Below are 24,866 nucleotides of genomic sequence, written 5' to 3'. Positions count from 1 at the left end.
TACCATTTTGAAACTACTTTGCCGGAGGGTTGGGATATACTAGCCACAGACATAACAAAGGAGATCACACTTTATGAATAAATCAGCTATAAGCGCCTTTATTGTACTAACCCTGCTTGTAACAGGCTGCAGCACGATGAAAACTCCAAGCGATTTGCTCACGGCTCCGTCACAGAGCAACTCCGATGGAACGATTGCAGGCATTGTACAGTCCTTTCTTCCATCGAGTGCCCACCTGACCGTGCCCGTCCATTCTGAATCGAGCAGCGCCATCCAGCTCCAGGACCTTGATAAGGATGGTCAGGATGAAATTCTGGCCTTCTACAAAACAGACAAAACCGACTTTGAAATCAACACACTCGTACTGTCAAAGTCCGGCGGAGAATGGAAAAAGCTGACCAGCTTCACCGGAGTCGGCAGCGAGTTGGATTACGTGAAGTTTGCAGATGTTACTGCCGACGGCGCGGCGGATGTGCTGCTTGGCTTCAGCGGCGGCAAGGATCTCAGCAGGGAGCTGGCCGTCTACAGTCTGAGCGGCGGCAAGTGGTCTGAAATCCTCAAGAAGCCTTATGATCATTTGGTGGTGGGTGATTTGACGAACGAAGGAAAGACGGAGATTGCCTTGCTCCAGGCAAGTGTCAATGCGGATTCACAGCAGGTATCCAATCTCCAATTGCTGCGTCTTCATGGCGGCAAACAGCAAACCTTAGCGGACCAGACCCTTAACGGAGTTGTGATTCAGGCCCTATTCGCTAAAGCTGCCCCTGCCAAAAACGCCCTGATCATTGATTCGGCGATTGGCGCGCATTCTTCCTACACCTCTCTGCTGACTTGGGAAAATGGCAGCTTTACTGATATACTTGCAACAGATGATTATCAGCATACAGCTCTGGCTGACAGCAAGGATCTTGTGCTTAAGCGGCTGGCTTCAGAGTCCGGCGGAATGCTGGGTGAAAGCAGCATCGCAATGAAGGACTATCCGCTGTACAGCGAGGATGTTAACCGAGACGGAATTATTGAAATCGGATTTCTCGTTCCTCCTGCGGGTACAGAGAGCTTCGCTCCGCTGGCTACCCCTTTTATCACTAAATATTATCAATGGGATGGGCAATCGGGTCTGAAGTTTGTTCAAGAACAGTTTGACCGATGGGGCTTCAATTTCCATATTCCTCAGAACTGGACTGGAAAATATATACTGGAGACTCCGGGGGAATCCCCTACTCCGTGGAAGAGCCTAATGTTTAGCTACAAGAGCGCCGATTCCTCTCTAAAAGCACCGCTGCTGGAGCTGCGGCTGCTCACCAAGAAGGAATGGCAGACGGCCGAAGCCAAGCTGCTGGCGGAGAATGCTTCTTATACGCTGCTCTATGAATTACAGAATACGGATGATGACACGGAGCCTACAGTGCTCGTTGCTGTTCTTCCATCCGCTACAGCAGGCAGCAAGCTGACCGGACCCTCTCTACAGGAATATGAACAGCTTAAGCTGACATTGGATGAAGTGCAGCGGCTGGCCGGCACACCGCAGAAGCCTCAGCTTTAATAAGGAGGGGAACTATGAAGGTGCTGGTACTGGAAGACGAGAAGCCTATACGCGATCTTCTGCGGGTGAATCTCAAGCGTGCGGGCTTCGAGGTTGTCGAAGCCGTCACAGGGGAAAAAGCTCTGGCTGTTGCCGGGGATCATAAGGATTTTGACATCGCAATTCTGGATCTGATGCTTCCAGGAATCAGCGGCTTTGAAGTGTGCGGACGACTGCGCAGACAGTTCCCCCGGCTCGGCATTATTATGCTGACTGCCAAAAGCCAGGAGATAGACAAGGTCATGGGACTGGAATCCGGCGCTGACGACTATGTCATTAAGCCGTTCAGTCCGGTGGAGCTGGTTGCACGGGTACGCTCCTTGTACCGGCGGATGTATCCAGGGGAAGCGCCTGTGGCCGGGAACCACATTGAGCTGCCCCCCTTCACACTGATGCTGGATGAACGCAAATTGCTGAAGGATAAGCTCGATATCCCCCTGACACCTACCGAGTTCGCCATTGTGAAACTGCTCATGGAGCAGCCTAACAAGGCGATGAACCGCGATGATATTCTGACCTCCGTATGGGGGCAATATTTTATGGGCGAGCTAAAAATAGTAGACGTCAATATCAGCCGGATCCGGCAAAAAATCGGGCAGGGCCCTTCCGGGCCCCAGTACCTCGAAACGGTGTGGGGATTCGGCTATCTATGGAGGGTCCAACATTGCTGAAGGGAATCAGGTCTCGGCTTATTATCTATATCACCCTTGTTCTCCTTCTGATTGTCCTGCTGCTGGAGGGGGTATTTATTGCGGCTGTCCACTATTATTATCTGGGCAGCGCCATGGAGACGCTGAATTCACGGGCCACAACCTCCGCTACCTTTTTCAATAAATATCTGGAGGGCTACTCCATTAACGAACGGGCCAGATATATACTGGAGAACCTCTCGCCTGAAGAGAGCAGCAAGGTTGAAGTGCTGGACACTGAAGGAAATGTCATTATCAACTCCTTCGGCTTCGCAAGCTCCGAACATGTGAATACCCCCGATGTAAAAGCTGCCCTGACAAACGGCAAGGGTAGCTATCAGGGGCTTACCCCGTTTAATGGTGAACGGATTCTGGCCGTATCCATAGCCCTGAAAGAATCCGGCGCAAATATCGGCGTGCTGCGCTATTCTGTCTCCGCAGAGCCCTTGTACAGTGTGATCTTAAAGATTATCCTGAATGCTTCCTGGGTGGGGCTGCTGGTCATTGCATTCGGTTTCCTGCTGAGTGTGATTATCGCCAAACGGATTGTAGGGCCAATTCGGCAATTAACCGCTGTCGCTGAAGAAATGGCTACTGGCAATTTTGCCGTTAGAGCGGCGAAGCAGCATGACGATGAGATCGGCACCTTGGCCGACACCCTGAATTACATGGCAGAGGAAATGATCAAAAGCGAAAAAATCAAATACGACTTCATCTCCTCCGTCACGCACGAGCTGCGTACCCCCCTTACCTCCATCAAAGGCTGGGGCGAAACGCTGCTTGTGGGTGATTTGTCGGATAAGGAAGAGACTCTGCAGGGGCTTGAGGTCGTAACCGGAGAAACCGACCGCCTGATCGGATTGGTTGAAGACCTGCTGGATTTCTCCAAATTCCAGGCCGGAGAGCTGAAGCTTGTGCTTCAGCCTTATGATCTGCGGGGACTGCTTGAGGATTTGCTGCTGCAATTCCGGTACCGGGGGGCAACCAAGCAGATCCGCCTGTACGCCGATATTCCGGATGAGCCGCTGCCTGTAGACGGGGATTTCAACCGACTGAAGCAGGTTTTTGTCAATCTGCTGGACAATGCCTTCAAGTTCACCCCGGCCCAGGGAGCAATCTCACTTTCAGCAGTCTCCAATGAAACACTAATTATTATTACAGTAGCGGATAATGGTGAAGGCATAGAGGAAGACGACCTGGCGAAGCTCGGCACCAAATTCTTCAAGGGCAAATCCCGCCAGTCCGGCAGCGGCCTGGGCCTTGCTATCTGTAAGGAGATTATCGAGCTGCACGGCGGCCATCTCCGCATCGAAAGCGAGTTCAGCAAAGGAACCACCGTCATTGTGGAGCTGCCGCGTTACCAGGTTCAGCAGGAGAGCTAGGGAGCCAGGCACTCCGTCAGAAAACAGCCAGCTCCGATACACAAGTATCGTTATACTTGGTGCCTGGAGTAACCTCCAATATAGTGAACTTAATGCTGCTCGTCCTTTTGATTTCCGGCAGCTCAAAATAGTATCCCTTCGTGAAATCCAGAACAGTGGATGTTCCATCGGAGAAGGTTATTCTGGCTTTGCGCACACTGTTGTTTTCCAGATAAGCGGAGACGCTTTTGCCATAGCCGGGTAAAATTTTGAGACCTTCAATTTCAATAGGTTTGGTGAACTGAATTGTGAAGCTTTGCCCGATTCCGCTCCCCTTAACCCCTTCGCACCAGCATGTGGCCGAGTCGCCATCCATCACTAGATTGGGGCTGTAGGATGATGTCTTCGATTTAGGCAGAGTAGAGGTTGCTGTAATTTTTGAAGCCTGGATTTTGTTATTGGATTGATAAGCATTCGACCATGAATCCTTGAGATTAGTAGCCGTATTGGTGTGAAGGTTGACCTTGTATTCGGCTATAAAGATATCTCTCACATATACGCTGACATATCTGATCCATTCCTTGTTGCTCTCATTGTCGCCAGCCGGGTAATCGAATTTCACCAGCTTGGATGGCTTGCAGTTGCAGTATTTAGATACGATATCGAAGTCAGCTCCGGGTTTTGGAGCCCGATTCACATAAGGATCACGGATAAAGCTCCGCGGCTTCGTAAAGATCGGGTCGATATCGGATGGAAGCTGTCCCATCTGCAGCACAATCAAGCCTGGCTTGAATTGAATACTCCCCTCGCCGCTTACAGATCTTTCTTCCCCCGAATGGTCATACTCCTTATATTTGTAGGTGAATTTGACGGGCTGTTGCCCATCAATGGTTATGTAATCCTTCGATTGGAAAATGTAGGTTTCTCCTGCATCCCAGACCTCATACTCCAGCTTGGCCTTGCCTGTCTGTTGATTAACCGTAAGATTGAGTGTGCCGTCACTGTCCTCTTCCTCGACCAACGCTTTGTCAACCCACTTGCCTCCGTACGCCGAAGCGGGTGAGCCTGCACTTGAAGGCGCCGCATACGCGCTTAAGCTGTATAGAGAGAACAAAACTACAGCGTTTAGCAAAAGGTAGAGCATACTTTTTCGAATTTTCATCTTAATCTTCATCCTCGTTTCTATTTCTCATATACACTTAATAAGTCCTTTATTCTTCGAATAAGCTCAGCGCGTACATGCGGAGGCTTCAGACATTCACATTTATCCCCCAAACGCAGCAGCATCTGATATCCGAAATCATTCTCCGTGAATGGAAAATGAACCACAAATTTGCTATTTCCGCAGGGCTCCACATTGTCTTCTCCGCATAATTCATGCATCAAATCCAGCAAGGATGAATCAATAAGCAGTTTGATGGTAATCTTATTGTGGCTTGAGGGGGTTAATGGACTAGAGTCAAATTCCCGGGGCGTATAGGTCTCCTCATGAAGCTCAAGGTCCGTCACACGGGATAGCCGAAAAATACGGAAGTCTTCTCTGGACGAGCAATAACCCTGCAAATACCAATTAGAGTCCTTCAGTACCAAACGATACGGCTCAACCTTTCTCCGGGTCTTGTTCCCCTCTTGATCGCTGTATTTAAAAGACAACAATCTTCGCTCATGCAGCGCCGTCCTGATATCCTTCAGATTCAGCTTCAGGTTTTTGCTCCCAAGCCAGGGCGTAGGATCGACGACAATCTGATTTGATTTTAATTCAATTTCTCTGACCTGTTCCTCTGGAATTAACCCCTTCACCTTGGCCATAGCATTCATGATTTCCTCACTGGACATCGTGGCGTGAATGCTTCCCAGACCTGTTAATAAGGCCGTAATATCCGAAACCGTAAACAGCCTTTTCTCAATCTTGTACTCGCCCATAATGCCAATGCCGCCATGAACGCCGGGATAGGTAATGATCGGAATGCCCGCCTGATTGATCGCTTCGATATCTCTGAAGATCGTCCGGCGCGTTACCTCGAACATTTCCGCCAATTGGGAAGCACTGATTTTCTCACGTTCCAGCAGAACCATAATAATGGAGATCAATCTGTCTATTTTCATTGCCATCACCTTTTTTTATTTTATCACAAAAATGATGACATACCGCTGTCATCATTGTATATGCTAGAATCCAATTAACCGCAAAGCCGCGGTTCAATATATACACAAGGGAGAATGAAGATGGAATTTTTACAGGGCTTCAAAGAAATTATGGAGGTCAGTGCGCATCTGGCTATGGCAACTTCCAAGGATAACAAGCCCAACGTCAGAATCATGAGTCACTTCTATGATCAAAACAAAGGCATCGTGTATGTGTCCACTTTTAAGCAATCCGCAAAAACGGCAGAATTCGCAGCCAATTCCTCAGTTGCATTCACTACAATACCTGATGAATCGAGCAGACTGGTAAGAGTTACGGATGCCGCCATTAAAAAAAACGAGCAATCCGTATATGATCTAAAAGACGGGTTCACCAAAAACAATCCAAACTTTGAATATACACTGAAAGAAGTAGGGCACATGTTTGATGTTTATGAAATTCATTTTAAAGAAGCTATTGTGACGTTAGGTCATCTTAAGATGGAGAAAATAACCCTGTAACGAACTAAAAAGGATATGGAACAAGGGCATCCCTTTGATCCATATCCTTTTGCAGTGCTTATTTGCTGACAAGCGAACGGTACATGAGAAGCAGGAAATACGGCGCTCCGATCAGCATAATAATGAGGCCTGACGGAATTTCCGTCGGTGCCATGATGGTTCTTCCGACAGTATCGGCAATGACGAGCATCAATCCCCCCAGCAGCCCGGACAAAATAATGGAGCGTCTCGTGTGATGCCCGATCATCATCCGTACCGCATGCGGCGCCATCAGTCCCAGAAAACCAATCGTTCCTACGTTGGCAACTGCTCCCGAGGCAAGCAATACGCCGATAATCATCGCCCAGAGTCTTGTCCCGCGAACCGGTAATCCAAACCCTGTCGAGCTCTCATCGCCGAAGGCCAGCAAATCAAATCTGCGTCCCAAATAGTAGGCAACCGGTACAAGGACGATGAGAAATACAAAAAGGACACTAAATTGATCCCATCCCCGGCCATAGGTTGAACCCGTTAACCAGATAAATGATGAGCTGCTCCACAGGCTTGCCTTGACGATCATCCCCTGTATCCCCGCAGAGCCGATGGCCGATACCGCGATTCCGAGCAGAATGAGCACAGACGGATTCAAGGCCTTGCGCCAGGCCAGAGTGAACACAAAGGCAGCGGCAACTACCCCGCCTGCAATTGCAGCAATCGGCAATGCGAATATCGTAAGCCCCGGCCATACGACCAGTACAACCAATGCGCCAAACCCGGCTCCCGATGTCACGCCGATAATCGAGGCGTCAGCCAGCGGATTGCGGACAGCGCTTTGAATCAAGACGCCGCTGATGGCAAGCGCAATACCGCCGCAAGCCGCAACGAGTGTGCGTGGAAGCCTTAAATTCAGCAGAACCGAATACGATGACTCCCCCTTGTGGGCAAGGCTGCTCAGCAGCTCGGCAAGCGGAATTCTCGTTCCCCCAAGCGACAAGCTCACCAAGATAATCACGATGAGCAAGACGGCCATTAATGTCGCTGTCGGAATGAAGCGCATGCGCAGCACTGCCCCTCCTATATTCATGGAGGTCTGCCCAGGGCCTGCGCCGGATATATTTTTCATCTTGGAGAGCACCAGCCAAATCAGCCAAGGGCCGCCGATAATCGCCATAACCGCACCGACCGGCATTTCCCCCACATTACTGCGTACCATACGCGCCAGCGTATCTGCCGCTGTAATCAGCAGCGCCCCCCAGATCGCACTCGCGGGAATGAGGAAGCGATGCTTGCGAACCCCGCTAAGACGGACAAGATGGGGAGCGACCAGCCCCACAAAACCAATCGGTCCGACTACACTCACCACAATCGCAGCCATGAGTACCGATAGGCCGAGGCCTATCGCCCGGGTCAATCCTACGCGCTGCCCGAGTGAACGGGCGGTGGACTCGTCCAGCTCAAGCGTGTCGAATTGCCTGCCCGCGAGCACCGAAACCCCAAGCAGCGCAAGGACAAACGGCCAGGCATACTGAACGCCGCTCCAGTCGAGCTGGATCAACGAACCCGAGCCCCATAAGAATAGGTTTTGCGTTTCCGTCTTCTTGAATATATGAATTGCCGATGTAAACGCTCCGAGCACCATCGACACAATCATACCTGATAAAGCCAGGCGTACAGGCGTCGCCTTCCGCCCTCCGCTCAGGATATAGGCCGTAAGCGCCGCCAGCAATCCCCCTGCCGCCGCCAGTATAAACGGATACTGCTGCTGCATAGCCGGAAAAGCAACCATGCCCAGAACCACCATGAAGTAAGCTCCGGCATTGATCCCCAATGTATCTGAGGAAGCGAGCGGATTTTTCGTTATCGTCTGCAGCAAGGCTCCGGCTGCGGCAAGAGCAGCCCCGGCCAGAATGCCGATAACCGTACGCGGCATCCGGATATCCCAGAGCAGGTTATGCTCCATCACATCCTGGCGGTGCAGCAAGCCATCCCATACAGTGGCTGCCGGAATCTTCGCTTCCCCAAAGCCAAGGCTCAGAATAAACAGAACGAAAAGGGCGGCAAAGCCGCCCCCAAAAATTCCAATTAGCCGCCAGGCCATGCCATTATTTGAGGCTGCGGTATTGTTCTTGCTGTTCATTGAAGTGCTCATTTCGTTAATGTTTTTACAACTTCATCTACGATAACCTTGGAGGAGACCGGACCGCCGAACACCCAGGTTGCGCTGTCCAATCCGAAGGTGCGTTTCTCCTTAACAAAGTTAAGGCCGTTCCAGACGGAATTATCCTTCAGTTCCTTTGAGAAAATATCATCGTCCTTCTGAACAATGTAGATCAGATTCGTATCCTGAACCGCAGGCAAAGCTTCAACCGTCGATGTGCTGAATCCGTAAGCCTCGAATTTTTCCGGCTTCCAGTCGTTCTTCAGGCCAATCCGGTCCAAGGTTTGTACAGCGAGGGAGTTATCTGTAAAAAGACGCATTGTCGCTGCATTCTGATAGCTGTATGCCTGGGTCAGCACGTAATTCAAGCCTTCCTTGCCTGCTGCGGCCAGCTTGGTCTTCGCCTCCGCGTAATGGGCGTCCAGATCAGAGAGGACCTTATCGCCTTCCGCTGTTTTGCCAAGCGCTGCTGCAATAGTTTTGAAGGTGTCTTCCATCAGCGTATATTGATCGCCCTGTCCTTCCTCCGGATACAGACTGAACATCAGCGTTGGCGCAATACCCTTCAATTGATCATAGATAGCTTCGTGGCTGCCCGTAATGGCGATAATCAAATCCGGCTTCAGGGAAGCAATCGTCTCCAGATTTGGCTCATCGCGGGTTCCCACATCCGTCACGCTTGCATCAAGCGGCGCTTCAGAGGTTACATACTGACTATAGTTTTTGTTATCCGCATTGCCCACCGGCTGAACCCCAAGCGCAATAACATCTTCCGTGAATGTCCACTCCAGAACTACAACCTTTTGCGCAGGCTTGTCCAGCTTAACCTCGCCTTTGGCATCCTTCAGAACAATAGGGCCGCCCGCAGCTTCGCTTCCGGCAGTTTCAGCAGGCGCAGTTGTAGCCGCCGCATTATTAGCCGCTTTTCCGTTCTTCGCCGAATTATTTGTGTTGCTGGAGCCGCAGCCCGCTGCAATCAGAATGACAACGACAAGCATAATCAGACCCTTTAACCTTTTATACATCTTGCAAGTCCCCCTATAATATAAAAATAAATAACAGCGTTAGATGATAATCATTATCAATAATATGATAATGATTATCATTGTTAACCAATATATGCTATCTTATATGTGATTCCGGTGAAAGTCAAAGCTTAATATGAAAAATTTCTCTCAAAAAGAAAAGTCCTAACAATCAAGAAATTCTTGATCATTAGGACCAACTTTGATTATATGTTACATATCGCCTGTATTAGAAACCCGCCGTCCAGCCTGCATCAGCAGTAATAACAGCACCGTTTACAAAGCTCGATTCATCTGATGCCAGAAACAAAGCGACCGTGGCGATTTCCTCCGGCTGACCCAGACGGGGGATGGCGCCCTGCGTTACTTTTGTGCGCGAAGCTCCAAACTCATTAATATTGTTCATTGAGGCCGCAATGTTCGTCGCCGTAGCGCCGGGTGCAATCGCATTGCAGCGGATGCCTTTTTGGGCATACATAAAACCTGTGTTTTTCGTAATGCCGATCACCGCATGTTTGGAGGCTGTATAGGCGGCGCCTGCATGCGCGCCACAGTATCCCCCTGTCGACGCCGTATTTACAATAACCCCTTGTCCTTTTTCCAGAAAAATCGGGATTGCTTTGCGTATCGCACGCATAACACTTTTCGTGTTGACCTCGAAGATGAAATCCCATTTCTCGTCGGTGACATCGCCGGCCGCTGCCATATTGTCCATAATTCCGGCGTTGTTGACTATGATATCGAGGGTTCCGAAGCGCGATACCGCCAGATCAATCATTTCATCAATATCATTTGCAACCGCAACGTTAGTTTTAACAGCGACCGCTTCTCCACCGTTTGCCGAAATCGCGGCAGCAACCGCTTCTGCTCCTTCAAGGTTCAAATCAGAAACAACCACCTTTGCGCCTTCTTTGGCGTACAGCTCCGCGATTGCTTTTCCCATGCCTGAGGCCGCCCCTGTAACGACTGCTACTTTATTGTCCAAACGCATGTTAACTCCTCCTCATTTTTTTAACAGCTTATCGTTCATGATATTCCAAGCTTATTCTTGGGATGGAAGTATCATATTAAACATTTGTTAAAAAAATGTTTGAGCTTTGGATGCATTTTGGCCAAAATATTCAGCGAATTGTTTATAGCTGTGACGCACCTGGCTGCGACTGTTCATAAGCCCTCAGCCCGAGTGCCAGCGCCCCGCATAATCCGGCCTGCTGCCCAAGACCCGGGGGCACGATATAATTTTCCATACCGCCCGCTGCTACATCAGCGCTTGCATAACCGTTCAAATTGCACAGCACCGCTTCACGGATCATAGGAAACAACTGAGCCTGCTGCATTACGCCTCCTCCGAGAATCACCTTCTGCGGTGAAATCATCAGCACTGCGCCTGCAATAGATTGGGCAATATAATAGGCTTCCATCTCCCATGCAGGATGGTCCGGCGGCAGTTCAAAGCCCTTAAGCCCCCAGCGCGCCTCGATAGCCGGTCCGGCAGCCATTCCTTCCAGGCAGTCTCCATGATAAGGACAGCGGCCGGGGAAACGATCCTCCGGATGCCTTCTCGTTAGCACATGCCCGCCTTCCGGATGGACCAGTCCGTGCACCAGCCGGCCTTCCGCATATACACCTATGCCCACACCGGTACCGATAGTGTAGTACAGACAGCTTCGGAGCCCTTTGGCCGCCCCCCATGTCGCTTCGCCATAAGCCGCCGCGTTAACGTCCGTATCCCAGCCGAAAGGAACATGGAACTCGCGTTTCAAGGTTCCCAAAAAGTTATAATTCCCCCAGCCCGGCTTGGGTGTTGTCGTCACATAGCCATACGTAGGACTTTCAGGATGAAGGCCGATCGGTCCAAAAGAACCGATGCCGATTGCTTCTACCTGGATATCTTCAAAATACCTGATCACTTTGCCGAGCGTAACATCAGGATGTTCTGTCGGAAAGCTTACGGAATCCTCGATAATCCCCCGCTCATTGCCGACACCGCAAATAAATTTGGTGCCCCCGGCTTCAATAGCTCCTATGCGCATCTTCGTGTCCTCTCCTATTCAGGCATGTTTGCCGGCTGCGGATTCAGCTCATAAACGGCCAGCCAGGGGATCATAATCCCTTGATTCACAGGGGAGAATGAAATTCCCGTTGCATCTGCATCCGGATAGATCAGATCCGTTATCACAGCTTGTCCTTCGTTGCCGAACACCTCGATGGAACCCGCATCCACGAAAATCCGCAGCTCCACATGGTCACCCGCTGCCGCCAGCCTGGCGGTATGAAGCCCTGAGAAATGTGCATGGAAGTCATCCTTACCGGACTTGGTGCGGTCAACATAAACCGCCCTGCCGGCAGCATCCACACCAACAGCCGTCTCATTAGACCCACCTGCTCTAACCTTGAAGACAGTCGGGACATTGACTTGAAGCAGAGCATGAAGCTCATAGCTTACCAGTTGCAACTGCCGCAGCGTCCGGTCTGCTTCATCCCCGGTCACATGCTGCAGCGCCAGAACCGGCTTACGGAGTTTCTCCAGCTCGGCTGCCGGTTTTTGAATAAGTGTAATCACTCCGCCTCTCGTTTCCAGCGTTAGCTCCCTTGGAATCGTCATCGCCCCACGGAAGCCCTCGGTAGGTGTCTGGTTAGCATACATCCAATTGCTCATCCAGCCTATGAGCAGGCGTCTTCCATCCTCTTCGGGAATATCCGACCAGGTAACACCGGCATAATTGTCGCGTCCGTAGTCGAGCCATCTGACTTCCGCTGAAGCAGCATCAGGCATAAACGTGACGCCGTCAAAATCCCCGGTAAAATACTGCGTTCTGGACCCTTCCATGAATGCGGGGTCCGCACCAATGCTTACCAGCATGACCCATTTCGTCTTCTCGGCATCGCCATCGACAGCAAGCGGAAAGAGATCCGGACATTCCCATACCCCATCATGTGACCCGATTCCGCTGCCGAATTCGCTGCCGCAGGTCCATGACTTCAGATCAGGGGAATGATAGAGGCAAACCGTCTGTCCGCAGGCAATAATCATGACCCAGCGGTTCGTGTCCTTGTGCCAGAACACCTTGGGATCACGGAAATCTATGAATGACTCATGAGATAAGACAGGATTGCCCGCATATTTCACCCAGCTTCTGCCCTTGTCCTTGCTGTAGGCAAGGCTCTGGCGCTGGATGGGATGGCTGCCTTCCACCTCCAGATGGTGGGTGAAAACAGCAACCAGCCCCGGACCGCCCTCGAAGAATCCTGTTGTATTGTTCCAGTCTACAACGGCGCTGCCGGAGAAAATCATCCCATGCTCGTCAGGAGCCAGCGCGATATCCAGCTCTTCCCAGGAGGTAAGGTCCTTGCTTACGGCATGGCCCCAATGCATAGGTCCCCAAGTGCCGCCCTGTGGATGATGCTGAAAGAACAGATGATATTCCCCCTCATAATAAACCATGCCGTTTGGATCGTTCATCCAATTCACTTGCGGCGATAAATGATATGCACCTCTGTAGTTTTGTTTATCCAATGTAGACATTACGGCTCCTCTCCCATGCTCCTGTTAATATCTGCTCCCTGCAGTGTTATCTCTATCCTTGCGTTGCTCTGTCGTAGCCGCCCTGCTTGATTTTAATCCACTCCTGAAGGCCAAGACGGTCCAGCTCTTTCAGGTAGTCATCCCACTGCTCGTTGATCTTTCCGTTCTGATACCATTCGGTCCGCATTCTGAGCACATAAGCGAACAGATCGGTTTCGATCGTTGTCAGGCGGTCCAGCTCCTCGATAGAGTTGAACACACTAGGCATAACATTTTCGGCCTTCATATGCGGCGCCATAATATTTTTAATAATATCCAATCTTTCCTTGGCATCATCCGGTATGGTCGTATATTTGCCGTAATAGGAATCCAAAATGGCCAAAGGTCCGCCGATACTCGTTTTCTCGCGCAGTTCAACCGGAGCGGTTCCTTTGAGCGGCAGATGCTTCAGCATCCCCGCTGCTTCGTCGTATTCAAAAATATTTTGCTGTGTCTCGTCGCCGTAAGTTCCCCAGTTATCCTGTACGGATTGCGTCGGATCATAGAGCTGATCCACCCATTTCGCAGTGGTCTCCAGGTTCTTGTTCGCGCTTGTCACGACCATCTTGCCGTGGCCGAGGCCAAGACCGTTGGTCCGCGCTACGTTAATCTCCCCGTCAGGTCCAGCCAGCGGAGGCATCACCTCATATGATTCATTCGCGCCGGTAATATTCGCTTTATCCCATGTGAAATAGAGTCCGTATTTCTGATCCTTTCCTTTTGCCAGATAAGTGCTCCAATCCTGCGTATAGGCTTCGATATCAATCAAGCCCTCTTTATACAGCTCGTTAATAAACTGCACGGCCTTCTTGTAGCTTTCTTCTGCCGAAGTGAACACTACTTTACCATCGTTCGATACAACCAGATGGTCGGGATTCTCTCCAAGTCCAAAGGAGGCGAACAGGAAGCTCAGATCCTCCGCACCGGGCTTATTGATAAAGGACAAAGGAATTTCGTCCGCTTGACCATTGCCGTTCGGGTCCTTGGTTTTGAAGGCAATCAGCACCTGCTTCAGTTCTTCCGTTGTAGCCGGCATTTTAAGGCCCAGCTTGTTCAGCCATTCCACGTTAATCCACGGCATGCTGTCTACCGCCTGAATTCGTTCCTTGCCTTTGCCCAGTTCCTCAATCCAAGGAAAAGCATAAATGTTGCCATCGGGGGCGGTAATCATGCTCTTATACTCTGGCGCTTCCTCTATCACCTTCTTGAAGTTAGGCATATATTGTTCGATCAGGTCATTCAAGGGAATAATCGAGCCGTCCTTAGCCAGCTTCAGCAGCTCATAGTCGCTGTAATCGGCATTAAAGATCGCATCAGGCAGGTCACCGCTGGCAACAGCCAGATTTCTTTTCTCTACAAAAACGTCTTTTGTGAAGTTCTTCCAGTTGATATGAACATTCGTCTTTTCTTCGAGCCGTTTGTTAATCAGCTTCTCATTCGGATCGGCAGGAGCAATCGCTGAGCTTTGCGTAATAAAATTGAGTGTGACCTTGCCTTTAGAATCTTGGGCTTCACTGGCTGCTTTTCCCCCACCGCTGTTCCCGCTGCAGGCGGAGAGCAGAAGCAGGGATGCAAGCGCGGAAGTTGCAGCCGTTCTGGCTGCGAATACGGATTTGTTTGTTCTTTTCATAAGCTATGACCTCCGTAACAATAATGGATATAATGATGTCTATCTTTAGCTTGGCCAAGCTATGTAAAGGTCTGCTCCTATTTCAAAGAACCGACCAGCACACCTTTTTCGAAGTATTTCTGGAAAAACGGGTACATAATAATCAGCGGCAAACTGGAGACTACGATGGCTGCATATTTGATGATTTCTGATAACCTCTTTAATTCCGCCGCAGCCAACTGGTCGCTAATCATGCCCGGCTCCACCTGGTTCTGAATCAGGATCGAACGCAGAACAAGCTGAAGCGGATGCAGACTCGGATTATCGAGATAAATCATGGCGTCAAAATAAGAGTTCCACTGTCCCACAAAAGCATAAAGGGCAAGGACGAATACAATCGGCTTCGAGAGCGGCAGAACCACCTGGAAAAACACCCTCATCTCGGATGCGCCGTCAACATTGGCGGCCTCCTTCAGCTCCAAAGGCACTCCCTTAAAGAAGGTTCTGGCCAATATAATGTTCCATACGTTAACGGCTCCCGGCAGAATGATCGCCCAAACTGTGTTAAGCAGCCCCAGATTCTTCACCAGCAGGTAAGTGGGCACCAGACCGCCGCCAAAGAACATAGTGATCAGAAACAGGGTCATGATAAGCCCCCTCCCTCTCAACCGGTTGTCGGACAACGCATAACCAGCGCACACCGAGATACCTACCGTAATAACGGCGAAGGACGCAGAATAGAGGATGGAATTGCCGAAACCTCTGATCATTGCAGGATTGGACAAGATCATTTTGTAGCCTTCCAGGGACCAGTCAGACAGCCTGAAGGACAAGCCGCGGCTTAACAGCACGGATGGGTCCATAAAGGAAGCAACCACAACGTACAGCAGCGGCACGACGACCAGAAGAACAGCACAAACCAGAAAAATACTGTTGAGTATAAGCAAAAAACGGTCGAATCGGGAGTGCTTGATAGCCATTATACGATGCTCCTTCCTTAATAGAGGCCGTCACCCTCGTTCAGCTTCTTCACAATGAAGTTGACCGTAACGAGCATGATAACGTTAATCACAGAATTAAACAGTCCTACAGCAGCAGAATAAGCGTAGTCGCCGGATTGCAGACCAATTTTGTACACATAAGTCGGAATGATTTCAGAGGTCGGCAGATTCATCGCCGTTTGCATCAGATAAGCCTTCTCGAACCCGATCGACATGATTCCCCCGGCAGCCAGAATAAAGACGATAGCCATAATGGGACGTATGGTCGGCAGATCAATATGGCGGATGCGCTGAAGCAGATTCGCCCCATCCAGGTTCGCTGCATTGTGAAGCTCCGGGTCCACGTTAGCCAGAGCGGCGACATATATAATTGAGGCCCACCCTGCCCCAGTCCAAATATCCGACAATATGTAAATTCCCCTGAAGTATTCGGCACGGGACATGAACATGACCGGCTCGCCCGTGATCCAAGTGAACAGCTGGTTGATTGGGCCTGTTGGCGAGAGAAAAATAAACAGCATGCCCACCACTACGACCACCGAAATAAAGTTCGGCGCGTACAGGAACAATTGAATGTTCTTCTTAACCGCAGTTTTCCTGACTTGATTCAGCATGAGTGCGAGCAGAATCGGAACCGGAAAACCTAAAATCAGACCAAAAAAGCTTAATTTAAGCGTATTCATAAAAATAATTTCAAAATTAGGTGAAGACCAAAACTTCTCGAAGTTGTACAGACCCACCCAGGAGCTGCCCCAAATCCCCTTGATCGGACTGAAATCCTTGAAGGCGATCACCGCTCCATACATTGGGCCGTACTTGAAAATAACCGTTAATACAACGGCAGGCGCGAGCAAAATATAAAGAAAGTAATGTTTTTTCAAACCATCAAAAAACGTGCTTCCCGGCTTAACCACCGCTCCTGCCTGTTTGGCTTCCAGCGTGTTATGCAATACTTTTCCCTCCGTTCAATTACAAAAGTATCTTTATCGTGTGCAGTAAGGGTTTTCAATGAGTGGCATCTTCGCTTGCTGCATTAACAATTTACCAAACAGCATGATAAACGTCAATACATTTTGTAAAAATATAATTGTGCATATGATAATATTATTTGCGCTTAATATGTTTGTTTTGTAAATATTTTTGCCAAAATCAGCTATTATTTTGACTAAAGGCTGGGAAAACAAGTAAAATCCAAATATATTTTTGCTTATGTATAGCTTTCATTTGCTGAAAATGCTCAAAATCCGATTACTTTGCACAAAAAATAAAGTGTTTTTGCAAAGTTAATTGTGCATATGTAAAAATGATGTTGCTATTTTCAAAAAACTATTATACATTTGAGTTTGAATTAGCTTTGCCGGCCGGAGAGGCTGCAGGCAGGTAAGCTTCAAGAACAAAGTGAGCAAGAGGTGAGTTTACATATATGGCAAAAGAGAAGGTAACCATTCAAGATATCGCAGATGCACTTGGAATCTCCAGAAACACAGCCTCCAAGGCCTTAAATGGAACCGGCGGCATTCCCGAGGAGACGAAACACAAGGTTATCAAAAAAGCGATCGAGCTAAAATATAAGCAATTCGCTTTTCTCGAAAGCGAGCAGCACTTATCCAAAAATACGGGGAATGTTGCCTTATTGACGGCGCATTTGCCGAATACGTCGCACTTCGGCTCGGCGCTGATTAGCGGCCTGGAAAAGCGGATCAGCGCCGAAAACTACAACCTGTCTTTTCATATTGTCCGCGATGTGGACCAAGCTTCGCTGACACTGCCCAACAATTTGGATGTGGCCGGCGTGGATGGCATTATCTGCATCGAGCTGTTTGACAAGGCTTACAGTGAGCTTATTACGAGCCTCGGCGTCCCTACTATTTTCATTGACTGTGCTTCTACGATCTCCTATCCCGATTTCAAGGCCGACCTGCTGTTGATGGAGAATCTGCATAGCACCTATCAGCTTACCAAGAAGTTAATAGACGGCGGATACAGCAGCTTCGGATTTATCGGGGATTATAATCACTGCCTGAGCTTTAATGAACGGTGGCAAGGGTTTAACCGTGCACTGGCAGAGGCAGGCATTCCACTGGATCTTGACCAATGCATCGTCGATGAGGACCGTCTCTTCTTTTCTGAGCCGGGGTGGTTGGAGCAGCGTCTTGTACAGATTCAGAAGCTCCCTTCCGCCTTCATATGCGCCAATGATTACATTGCCGTCAGCTTTATGAAGGCGCTTAAGAACAGAAATATCTCCATTCCAAAAGACGTTGCCATCTGCGGATTTGATAACGGGCCGGAGTCCGTGATTGTCGAGCCCCATCTGACAACCGTCCACATTTACAGCAACGAAATGGGCGTGAAGGCGGCGGAAATGCTGCTCTCGCGAATCCACGATCCCTCCCAGCCGTATCAAGTCTCGCATATGTTTACCAAGCTGCTGATCAGGGAATCCACTCCCCATATCGGCTAGACTAACAAAGGGCAGTCCCGAAGGTCATCTCAATAATGACCAGCGGAACTGCCCTTTTTGATTTTCTACTTTGCTGATCTGGTAATGCACTCTGCCCATATATTTGCGCTGATCTCCGCGCACATCCGTGTGCCAACTGGTATCCAATCAGAACCAGACCTTTAGGGTGTTCAATCAAATAGGCGGAAACGGGAAGCTTGTTCTGATATTTTTTAGGCAGACTTCACCTTCATACTTTACACACAAATTTGAAATATTCTTTTTTAAAATAAACCTGTCTGGGAGGTCAAGATGAAAAATAAGTATTTGCTTTTCGCAGCCGTTGGATTAATGGTGCTTATTCTCTCCGGCTGTCTGAACAAGGACAAAGAATCGGCGGACAGCACAGAGCAAGGCAGTTCACCCCTCAAGACCGTAAAGGTGTCTACGATCACGCAAACCGAGTTTACGTTAACCGCTCAGGCCAGCAATCTGGAAGTCGAGCCCGGTAAAACAATCCCTGTCTGGACGTTCAACAATTCCGTACCCGGTCCTGAAATTCGGGTAAAGCAGGGAGATAAGGTGAAAATAACCTTAAAAAATCAACTGCCGGAGCCAGTATCTATTCATTGGCATGGTTTTCCGGTCCCAATTGATATGGATGGCGTCCCTGGAGTTACACAGGATGCGGTACAGCCCGGGAAGTCTTATACGTATGAATTTACGGCCACAGTCCCGGGAACGTATTGGTATCACTCCCATCAAGACAGTGTAAATCAACTGGACCGCGGCTTATATGGTTCATTGATTGTCGAAGCTAAGGATGACCCGGCGACTGTGGATTACACACTCATGCTGGATGAATGGATGTCCACAAGCATCGGCAAGAGCGATGTCAACAGTACAAGTATGACTGACATGACCGGGATGGATCACAGCAATATGGAGGGTATGAGCAATTCCAATTCGCAAGCTGAAAGCGGCAGTTCGGGTGAAGGGCATGATATGAGCATGTATGATCTGCTCACGATTAACGGGAAGTCGGGGCCAGGTATTGAAGATCTTGTGGTCAAAGAAGGAGATACAGTCCGCTTACGGTTAATTAATGCCGGATATAAATCGCATTCGCTGCATTTGCACGGCCATGAGTGGAAGGTGACTGCAACCGATGGTCAGCCCGTTAACAACCCTCAGCTCCTGAAGGATTCTCTTTTGACTATTGCGCCTGGAGAAAGGTATGACGTTGAATTTGAAGCCAATAATCCGGGGCAGTGGTATTTGGAGGCACATGGCACAGAGGCCGGTGTTGAGGGCATGAAGATCAAGAATTCCTACGAGGGTTCTACTGAAACCAAAGATCAGCCAAATGCTTCCCTGGTTAACCTTCCGGTCTTTGATTTCACTAAATACGGTCAGGTTGCAGGCTCGGCTTTTACACTTGATCAGCAGTACGACCTCAACTACACCATGAATCTTGGAACTGCTTCGGACAATGGAAGCACGATTTATACGATTAACGGAAAAAAATTCCCTGATACAGACCCAATCAAAGTAAAAACCGACGATAAAGTATTGGTGCGCTTGGTCAACAAGTCAGCAACAGACCAGCATCCGATGCATCTGCACGGCCACTTCTTCCAGGTGCTCAGCAAAAACGGACAACCGCTGAAAGGCTCACCGATTGTAAAGGATACGCTTAATCTCCTTCCAGGTGAGGAGTACGTTGTCGCATTTGAGGCGGATAACCCTGGAGATTGGATGTTCCACTGTCATGATCTGCACCACGCCGTAGCCGGGATGATAACCGATTTGAAGTATACGGATTACAAAAGCGACTATGTCCCAGATCCAGAGGCCGGGAATTTGCCTGAATAAACATCGTCTATCCTAATTCTATGACAGGAGTCGGAAGAGAAGAAATCTCCTTCGGCTCCTTTATAAGGAAGTGTTTCCCCTTGAAAAAAGAAAAAGCTGTGCTCAAATCAATCACCTCTGTTCTTTTCGCGCTTTTTGCATCTGCCCATCATTGGCTTCATACTCTGTTAATTGCCTTAGGCTTAACCTCCTTAGGTGCTGGGATATTCTCCATGCCTCCAACTGTCAAACTCATTTTCCTGGTCGTTTCTCTGTTCTTATCCATTTGGTTTATCGTTGTGGCGAAGCGGAAGTGGCAAAAAAACCGCCCTGCAGCATGGGTATATCTCATTTCATCCATCCTATCTATAGTTCTGGTTATTACAGCGGTGCCTCAGACCGTTTCGGGTCTCTTAGCTAAGCCGGTACAACAAAACATTCTACAAGAGGACCATGCCAAGCATCACCAATAAAAAAAGGAAGCCAGATAAGCTGCGATAGCTTTCTGCTTCCTTTTTTCCTTTATACCTGTATGCAATTAGCTATGTTGATCTTTCTTCTTCATGAAGAGAGGCATGATCATATGAGATAAAGGACAGAGAAGAATGAGCAGCAAAGGCAAAGCAGTAGCCCCCGTTCCCTTAGCTCCATTAAATAAAATCAGCGCGGCAAACAATACAATTGGCAAAATGCAGCAAATCATCATTATCCAGCGATGAGAATGTTGCTTCCCGTGATGCTGATGCTCTTGCTTCTCTGAATCCTGGCTTCCATGATTGTGGTTTCCGCAGCAGCCCATGTGTATTCCTTCTTTCGATTTAATTATTTTGCGAGGTTAGGTCTTGCATTTGTTTTTTCAACCGTTCATTCAGTACTTTCATCTCAAAGTAATCGGAGTGGATATTCCAATCGGATTCATCTTGCTTAGAATAAGAGTTACGGATAGCTCCCCCTTGTCTGCCAAACACCATGGAACCTATACTTAACGGAACAACCAGTACCTTCAACGCTGACCAAGCCATTATGTTTCCTCCTTTTTCATATGCTTTCTTTGAATTATCTTCAGTATAGAAAAAAGTTATGTGGATACAGTGTTGAAACTATGCGCTTTTAATGAAGTTTGAACATTTTATTTTTTATGTTTTTTAATCAAAAAATAAACGAACCCCGATACCAGAACTGCGCTAATCAGCAGCACCCCAATTCTCGCACCCCAGCGCAAATAATAGGTAATGGTTTCGCCACGAAACGATGTCGCAGATACAAACAGACACATCATCCCCATAGACATTATAAAAATTACGATCAGCCATTCCGCCTTTTTCATTTACACTCCTCCTGGAGCTCGTGCTTCAGACGAATCCCCCGTACTCTCCACTATCGCCTGTCCGAGTATGGATGTTCAGAAAAGAACGCAGACACTCCATGCTCTTTATACTTTGAGTGTAAAAGGGGTTTGTGTAGAAAGAATGTGACTGCTGGTGGTAGAGCTAAGCCTCTACGCAAAAAGACTTCCCACAGTAAAATACACTGCGGGAAGTCTTTGACTTACAAAGGATTATTTCAAGCTCATTATTCACTAATCATCTTGCGGTAGCTGGTTTCGCTCGCTACGCGGCGGGCTGTGACATAACGATCACGGTAATATGAGTCAGAGAGACTGCTTATTCTTACGCCCTTGCTGCTTGAGGAATGGGCAAACTGATTATCACCGATATAAATGCCTGCATGGGAGATTCCCGAACCAAAAGTGTTGAAAAATACTAAATCTCCTACGCGCAGATCATCTTTAGCCACCGGCGTGCCAACCTTGGCTTGAGATTGTGATGTACGCGGCAGATCGCCAGCGTTGAATTTACCCATAATATATAAGATGAACCCGGTACAATCGAAACCAGCCGCCGTAGTTCCTCCCCATTGATAAGGAGCTCCCAATACCTCGTTCACTTCATTCTCAATACTTATTTCACTTGCGTAGGTGCTGGCAGGAACAGCGGTAAACAATACTGCAGCTCCTACTAAAGATAAAATAAACTTCTTCAGAACCTTCTTCTCCCTTCGATGCCTACGGAGTTAGCTGAGGGTTCGGTTAAAGGTTCCCTATATTCCCTTGCTTTCAAGAATAATTCACCCAAGATTGGTTCCCCCGTTTTCAGATACGAAATTCGGCAGTAATTAATTTTTTGTAACTATTACTATAGTATTGTATTTATACTGATGCTGTCAATCCAATATATTCTAAATAATAGATAGAATAAGAAGTAACATTATTGTTACTATCTCATATGAGAGTTTTGGTCATTATAAAATCTACTTGTTCTTCATCACCCATAAAAAAAGAGTGGGCTCCTGTTTGAACAAACTCCATTTTTTTATAAAAGGCAATGGCGCTCTCATTTTTCTCCCAAACTCCCAGCCAAATTTTCTCTTTATCCCCTTCTGTCGCTATTTCTATAGCTTTATTTATTAGATATTTTCCAAGCCCCTGATTTTGAAATTGTTTCCTGATATAAATCCTCTCGATTTCAAGCGAATAATTGCCCATGATTTCAGATTGAGCATTATTGGTGTTCACCTTTAAATAGCCGGCAATTTCCTCATCAGAGTAAATAAAATAGAATTCCGAATAGATATTTGATAATTCTTTTTCTAGTTGCTCTATGTTGAATGCTTTTTCTAAGTAGACTCTCATAGTTTCAGGTGAATTTTGATTCGCGAATGTGTCATTAAATGTTTCAATACTAATTTCTTGAAGCAGAACTACATTTTCCAACGTGCACTTTTTGATGTTTATAGTCAACGATTGTCACCCTTTCCAGAAAATTAATAACTTCTCTTGTTTCCCTTTTTAACAAATTCCCAGTCTTTTTCGACATTTTTTCTGACCTTTTGCAGCAGGGTAAACATGGTTTCTACCTCACTATTGGAGAATCCGGATAATGCAACCCTGTTGGAATAATCGTTTTCTCTTTTAATAAAAGGGTAAACCGACTTCCCCTGCTCTGTAGGAAATAGTCTATTGATTTTTTTGTTATATGGATCATCTTTCTTTTCAATAAATCCATTCATCTCCAGCTTCTTTATCGCACGGGCTGCAGTTGTCCGGTCTACCTTAATCATTTCAGCTAACTTTTCCTGAATAATTCCCGGGTTTTCACATATTCGGACAAGGTACAAATACTGCCCTTTTGTAAGGTCATATTCTTTAAATTCTATATTGCTTATGGAATCTAATGCCCTGGCAATCATTCCGATTTCACGAAGAATTTCCTTCATATATGCACCTCCAACACTTTTTCAACTGATATGCTCAATAAAGATTACAATAATTTTGTTGCATTTGCAATAAAAAATATAGACCTTTTGTAAAGAAAAACCCCCAGTTCGACTGAGGGTTCTGTAAAGCTTATTGCTTCATCCTGTATTACTATTAATCGAATCGGCTCAGCGGCTTAATGCGTTCCTTCTCGAATCCTTCTTTGTTCTAAGCCCGATCCAACCGATGATTAATGAAGCGACTACCAAGAACGCCGTTAACCCTATAAGAGTATTAATAAAGGAGGTATCGAAAGCAAAACGGCCAGCCTCTTTTAAGGCTTCTGCCGCCTGTACAGGCATACCTTCCGCAGCCAGCAATGCTTCATCCAGGCTATCTTTCACCTGTGCAGGCACCTGCAAACCACCAGGAATCTTCATGGACATCGTATACAAAAGACCAGATATACTTCCGATGATCGCGATTCCGGTTGCCCCTCCTAATTCATATGCTACCTCCTCAATCGAAGCTGCCATTCCTGCTTTTTCAGGTGGAGCGTAGCTCATAATCGAGTGAGATGCTGCAGTCATCCCCGCCCCCAAGCCTGCCCCGAATATCGCCAGTCCAACAATTTGTCCAATAACGCCCGAGTCAAACTGGAGGAGATAAATCACCAGCCCAATAGCTGCAATCAGAAGCGTCAGGCTTTTAATACGTATCACATCATAGCGATACATTATCTTTCCTGTCAGCGGCCCCGCCAGCAGAGCCGCAACCGGCACACTTAACGTAACCAATCCGGCTTGCAGCGGACCAAGCCCTGCTACCAATTGAAGCCGCTGAGTTACAATATACTGAACACCCAACTGTCCGAATAAACCGACCAGAGCCGTAATAAATCCAGTGGTGAAGGGAGATATTTTAAATAGTGACAGATCGAGCAGCGGGCTCTGACTTCTGAGTTGACGACGAATAAAGATGATCAATGCTATGATTCCGATAAAGGCACCCATTGCTGCAAATACCAGCGAGCCCTCGCGTCGGGCAAACTCTTTGATAGCGTAGATAAGTGCCACCATGGCAATCATTATCTGTAGGGAGCCGGTAAGATCCCACTTGGTTGCCTTATTACCCTCATGCTTTGGAACATATAACATGGTCAGTCCAAATGCAATGATTGCTATAGGAACATTGATCAAAAAAGCAGCCCCCCACCAGAAGTGTTCCACAAGCAGTCCGCCTACGATAGGACCGAGGCCAGCTCCTCCAGAGGCTATAGAGCCCCAAACTCCAATCGCTAACCCAAGCTCGCGCGGATCGGTGAATGTCACCCGTATAATTGACAATGTAGCCGGCATCATCATAGATGCTCCAACGGCAAGAAATACTCTTCCAGCCACCAGTAATAATGGTGTCGCAGCAAAAGCTGCTATAAGTGAAGCAGCTATAAATAATAGCAATCCAAGAGCGAACATTCTTCTGTGCCCGAAGCGATCACCTAATGTTCCCATCGCAGGAAGTAATCCGGCCATGACAAGAGAATAACCATTGATAATCCATAATTTTTGTGATGCGGTCGCCCCCAGATCATGAGTTAAACTCGGCAAAGCCCTGTAAAGAATCGTCGCATCCATCACAATAAGCATTAGTGCACTTGATACAACCACCAGAATTATCCAACGTTTTGAATGATTCATA

Annotated in this window: 24 protein-coding genes and 1 riboswitch; of the genes, 7 read left to right on the top strand and 17 right to left on the bottom strand. The window is 48.0% G+C overall.

The genetic code is table 11. The annotated features are described in order from the left end of the window. The first annotated feature begins 73 nt into the window (after positions 1-73). From AC0LWN_RS14530 to AC0LWN_RS14520, 3 genes are read left to right on the top strand one after another with little or no spacing between them, the layout of a single operon-like run. Positions 74-1,543, top strand: coding sequence for an FG-GAP repeat domain-containing protein (locus AC0LWN_RS14530; RefSeq protein WP_474666425.1), 1,470 nt, complete (start codon positions 74-76; stop codon positions 1,541-1,543). A gap of 14 nt (positions 1,544-1,557) precedes the next feature. Further along, on the top strand, positions 1,558-2,253 hold the full coding sequence (locus AC0LWN_RS14525; protein WP_474666423.1) for a response regulator transcription factor: 696 nt from the start codon (positions 1,558-1,560) through the stop codon (positions 2,251-2,253). Next, entirely contained in the window at positions 2,247-3,653 is a 1,407-nt protein-coding gene (locus AC0LWN_RS14520; protein WP_474666421.1) for a sensor histidine kinase, read from the top strand. Before AC0LWN_RS14525 ends, AC0LWN_RS14520 begins: the two co-directional genes overlap by 7 nt. Before the next feature lie 16 nt (positions 3,654-3,669). Here the strand turns inward: AC0LWN_RS14520 and AC0LWN_RS14515 are convergent, their stop codons facing one another. Then, on the bottom strand, positions 3,670-4,794 hold the full coding sequence (locus AC0LWN_RS14515; protein WP_474666418.1) for an NADase-type glycan-binding domain-containing protein: 1,125 nt from the start codon (positions 4,792-4,794) through the stop codon (positions 3,670-3,672). A 20-nt stretch (positions 4,795-4,814) separates the two neighbouring features. Further along, the gene (locus AC0LWN_RS14510) at positions 4,815-5,738 is read right to left on the bottom strand and encodes a helix-turn-helix transcriptional regulator (protein WP_474666416.1); all 924 of its coding nucleotides are present in this window, start codon (positions 5,736-5,738) and stop codon (positions 4,815-4,817) included. 120 nt (positions 5,739-5,858) lie between these two features. On the opposite strand from AC0LWN_RS14510, the gene AC0LWN_RS14505 reads away from it, so the two are divergent. Next, a complete protein-coding gene (locus tag AC0LWN_RS14505; RefSeq protein ID WP_474666414.1) occupies positions 5,859-6,278 on the top strand; it encodes a pyridoxamine 5'-phosphate oxidase family protein in 420 nt (139 codons plus the stop codon). Positions 6,279-6,336: 58 nt separating this feature from the next. Here the strand turns inward: AC0LWN_RS14505 and AC0LWN_RS14500 are convergent, their stop codons facing one another. The 8 genes from AC0LWN_RS14500 to AC0LWN_RS14465 form a co-directional block, all read right to left on the bottom strand. Further along, on the bottom strand, positions 6,337-8,394 hold the full coding sequence (locus AC0LWN_RS14500; RefSeq protein ID WP_474666412.1) for an iron ABC transporter permease: 2,058 nt from the start codon (positions 8,392-8,394) through the stop codon (positions 6,337-6,339). An 8-nt stretch (positions 8,395-8,402) separates the two neighbouring features. Then, positions 8,403-9,440, bottom strand: a complete 1,038-nt coding sequence (locus AC0LWN_RS14495) for an ABC transporter substrate-binding protein (protein WP_474666410.1) — start codon at positions 9,438-9,440, stop codon at positions 8,403-8,405. A 229-nt stretch (positions 9,441-9,669) separates the two neighbouring features. Continuing rightward, positions 9,670-10,431, bottom strand: a complete 762-nt coding sequence (locus AC0LWN_RS14490) for an SDR family oxidoreductase (RefSeq protein WP_474666408.1) — start codon at positions 10,429-10,431, stop codon at positions 9,670-9,672. Positions 10,432-10,573: 142 nt separating this feature from the next. Next, entirely contained in the window at positions 10,574-11,473 is a 900-nt protein-coding gene (locus AC0LWN_RS14485) for an ROK family protein (RefSeq protein WP_474666406.1), read from the bottom strand. A gap of 14 nt (positions 11,474-11,487) precedes the next feature. Further along, entirely contained in the window at positions 11,488-12,966 is a 1,479-nt protein-coding gene (locus AC0LWN_RS14480; RefSeq protein WP_474666404.1) for a glycoside hydrolase family 32 protein, read from the bottom strand. 52 nt (positions 12,967-13,018) lie between these two features. Further along, the gene (locus AC0LWN_RS14475; RefSeq protein ID WP_474666402.1) at positions 13,019-14,635 is read right to left on the bottom strand and encodes an ABC transporter substrate-binding protein; all 1,617 of its coding nucleotides are present in this window, start codon (positions 14,633-14,635) and stop codon (positions 13,019-13,021) included. Between the two features lie 77 nt (positions 14,636-14,712). Further along, positions 14,713-15,594 (bottom strand): carbohydrate ABC transporter permease, encoded by an 882-nt coding sequence (locus tag AC0LWN_RS14470; protein WP_474666400.1) that lies wholly within the window; start codon positions 15,592-15,594, stop codon positions 14,713-14,715. A gap of 17 nt (positions 15,595-15,611) precedes the next feature. Then, positions 15,612-16,529, bottom strand: coding sequence for an ABC transporter permease (locus AC0LWN_RS14465; RefSeq protein WP_474666627.1), 918 nt, complete (start codon positions 16,527-16,529; stop codon positions 15,612-15,614). Between the two features lie 509 nt (positions 16,530-17,038). Between AC0LWN_RS14465 and AC0LWN_RS14460 the strand changes: the two genes are divergently transcribed. From AC0LWN_RS14460 to AC0LWN_RS14450, 3 genes are all read left to right on the top strand, one after another. Further along, positions 17,039-18,079, top strand: a complete 1,041-nt coding sequence (locus AC0LWN_RS14460; RefSeq protein ID WP_474666398.1) for a LacI family DNA-binding transcriptional regulator — start codon at positions 17,039-17,041, stop codon at positions 18,077-18,079. Between the two features lie 330 nt (positions 18,080-18,409). After that, the gene (locus AC0LWN_RS14455) at positions 18,410-19,933 is read left to right on the top strand and encodes a multicopper oxidase family protein (protein ID WP_474666625.1); all 1,524 of its coding nucleotides are present in this window, start codon (positions 18,410-18,412) and stop codon (positions 19,931-19,933) included. Between the two features lie 80 nt (positions 19,934-20,013). Then, the gene (locus AC0LWN_RS14450; protein ID WP_474666396.1) at positions 20,014-20,385 is read left to right on the top strand and encodes a hypothetical protein; all 372 of its coding nucleotides are present in this window, start codon (positions 20,014-20,016) and stop codon (positions 20,383-20,385) included. 65 nt (positions 20,386-20,450) lie between these two features. Here AC0LWN_RS14450 and AC0LWN_RS14445 read toward each other — a convergent pair whose 3' ends face one another. The 7 genes from AC0LWN_RS14445 to AC0LWN_RS14415 all read right to left on the bottom strand — a co-directional run bounded on the left by AC0LWN_RS14445 (position 20,451) and on the right by AC0LWN_RS14415 (position 24,865). Next, the gene (locus AC0LWN_RS14445) at positions 20,451-20,711 is read right to left on the bottom strand and encodes a DUF2933 domain-containing protein (protein ID WP_474666394.1); all 261 of its coding nucleotides are present in this window, start codon (positions 20,709-20,711) and stop codon (positions 20,451-20,453) included. Between the two features lie 19 nt (positions 20,712-20,730). Beyond that, a complete protein-coding gene (locus tag AC0LWN_RS14440; RefSeq protein WP_474666392.1) occupies positions 20,731-20,934 on the bottom strand; it encodes a hypothetical protein in 204 nt (67 codons plus the stop codon). Positions 20,935-21,041: 107 nt separating this feature from the next. Continuing rightward, complete coding sequence (locus AC0LWN_RS14435; protein WP_474666390.1) at positions 21,042-21,239, bottom strand: hypothetical protein; 198 nt, start codon at positions 21,237-21,239, stop codon at positions 21,042-21,044. A gap of 245 nt (positions 21,240-21,484) precedes the next feature. After that, positions 21,485-21,955, bottom strand: coding sequence for a C40 family peptidase (locus AC0LWN_RS14430; protein ID WP_474666623.1), 471 nt, complete (start codon positions 21,953-21,955; stop codon positions 21,485-21,487). A 4-nt stretch (positions 21,956-21,959) separates the two neighbouring features. Next, positions 21,960-22,093, bottom strand: a riboswitch (cyclic di-AMP (ydaO/yuaA leader). 100 nt (positions 22,094-22,193) lie between these two features. Continuing rightward, positions 22,194-22,712 carry a spermidine/spermine N(1)-acetyltransferase gene (gene paiA / locus AC0LWN_RS14425; RefSeq protein ID WP_474666388.1) on the bottom strand — a complete coding sequence of 173 codons (519 nt, stop codon included), beginning with the start codon at positions 22,710-22,712 and terminating at the stop codon, positions 22,194-22,196. 23 nt (positions 22,713-22,735) lie between these two features. Further along, entirely contained in the window at positions 22,736-23,188 is a 453-nt protein-coding gene (locus AC0LWN_RS14420) for a MarR family winged helix-turn-helix transcriptional regulator (RefSeq protein WP_474666386.1), read from the bottom strand. Positions 23,189-23,356: 168 nt separating this feature from the next. After that, positions 23,357-24,865, bottom strand: a complete 1,509-nt coding sequence (locus AC0LWN_RS14415) for an MFS transporter (protein ID WP_474666384.1) — start codon at positions 24,863-24,865, stop codon at positions 23,357-23,359. Position 24,866: the final 1 nt, after the last annotated feature.

The sequence above is a fragment of the Paenibacillus sp. sgz302115 genome (genome assembly GCF_056120445.1).
Note: the sequence above shows the minus strand (reverse complement) of the source record. Positions and strands in the feature narration are given on the sequence as shown.

Bases quoted from the DNA above. Each gene is read 5' to 3' on its own strand.
- AC0LWN_RS14525 (WP_474666423.1), top strand. From the start codon at position 1,558: ATGAAGGTGCTGGTACTGGAAGACGAGAAGCCTATACGCGATCTTCTG.
- AC0LWN_RS14415 (WP_474666384.1), bottom strand. From the start codon at position 24,865: ATGAATCATTCAAAACGTTGGATAATTCTGGTGGTTGTATCAAGTGCA.
- AC0LWN_RS14470 (WP_474666400.1), bottom strand. From the start codon at position 15,594: ATGGCTATCAAGCACTCCCGATTCGACCGTTTTTTGCTTATACTCAAC.
- AC0LWN_RS14490 (WP_474666408.1), bottom strand. From the start codon at position 10,431: ATGCGTTTGGACAATAAAGTAGCAGTCGTTACAGGGGCGGCCTCAGGC.
- AC0LWN_RS14445 (WP_474666394.1), bottom strand. From the start codon at position 20,711: ATGGGCTGCTGCGGAAACCACAATCATGGAAGCCAGGATTCAGAGAAG.
- AC0LWN_RS14420 (WP_474666386.1), bottom strand. From the start codon at position 23,188: ATGAAGGAAATTCTTCGTGAAATCGGAATGATTGCCAGGGCATTAGAT.
- AC0LWN_RS14455 (WP_474666625.1), top strand. From the start codon at position 18,410: ATGGTGCTTATTCTCTCCGGCTGTCTGAACAAGGACAAAGAATCGGCG.
- AC0LWN_RS14495 (WP_474666410.1), bottom strand. From the start codon at position 9,440: ATGTATAAAAGGTTAAAGGGTCTGATTATGCTTGTCGTTGTCATTCTG.
- AC0LWN_RS14480 (WP_474666404.1), bottom strand. From the start codon at position 12,966: ATGTCTACATTGGATAAACAAAACTACAGAGGTGCATATCATTTATCG.
- AC0LWN_RS14475 (WP_474666402.1), bottom strand. From the start codon at position 14,635: ATGAAAAGAACAAACAAATCCGTATTCGCAGCCAGAACGGCTGCAACT.
- AC0LWN_RS14485 (WP_474666406.1), bottom strand. From the start codon at position 11,473: ATGCGCATAGGAGCTATTGAAGCCGGGGGCACCAAATTTATTTGCGGT.
- AC0LWN_RS14440 (WP_474666392.1), bottom strand. From the start codon at position 20,934: ATGGCTTGGTCAGCGTTGAAGGTACTGGTTGTTCCGTTAAGTATAGGT.
- AC0LWN_RS14510 (WP_474666416.1), bottom strand. From the start codon at position 5,738: ATGAAAATAGACAGATTGATCTCCATTATTATGGTTCTGCTGGAACGT.
- AC0LWN_RS14530 (WP_474666425.1), top strand. From the start codon at position 74: ATGAATAAATCAGCTATAAGCGCCTTTATTGTACTAACCCTGCTTGTA.
- AC0LWN_RS14500 (WP_474666412.1), bottom strand. From the start codon at position 8,394: ATGAACAGCAAGAACAATACCGCAGCCTCAAATAATGGCATGGCCTGG.
- AC0LWN_RS14505 (WP_474666414.1), top strand. From the start codon at position 5,859: ATGGAATTTTTACAGGGCTTCAAAGAAATTATGGAGGTCAGTGCGCAT.
- AC0LWN_RS14515 (WP_474666418.1), bottom strand. From the start codon at position 4,794: ATGAAAATTCGAAAAAGTATGCTCTACCTTTTGCTAAACGCTGTAGTT.
- AC0LWN_RS14435 (WP_474666390.1), bottom strand. From the start codon at position 21,239: ATGAAAAAGGCGGAATGGCTGATCGTAATTTTTATAATGTCTATGGGG.
- AC0LWN_RS14460 (WP_474666398.1), top strand. From the start codon at position 17,039: ATGGCAAAAGAGAAGGTAACCATTCAAGATATCGCAGATGCACTTGGA.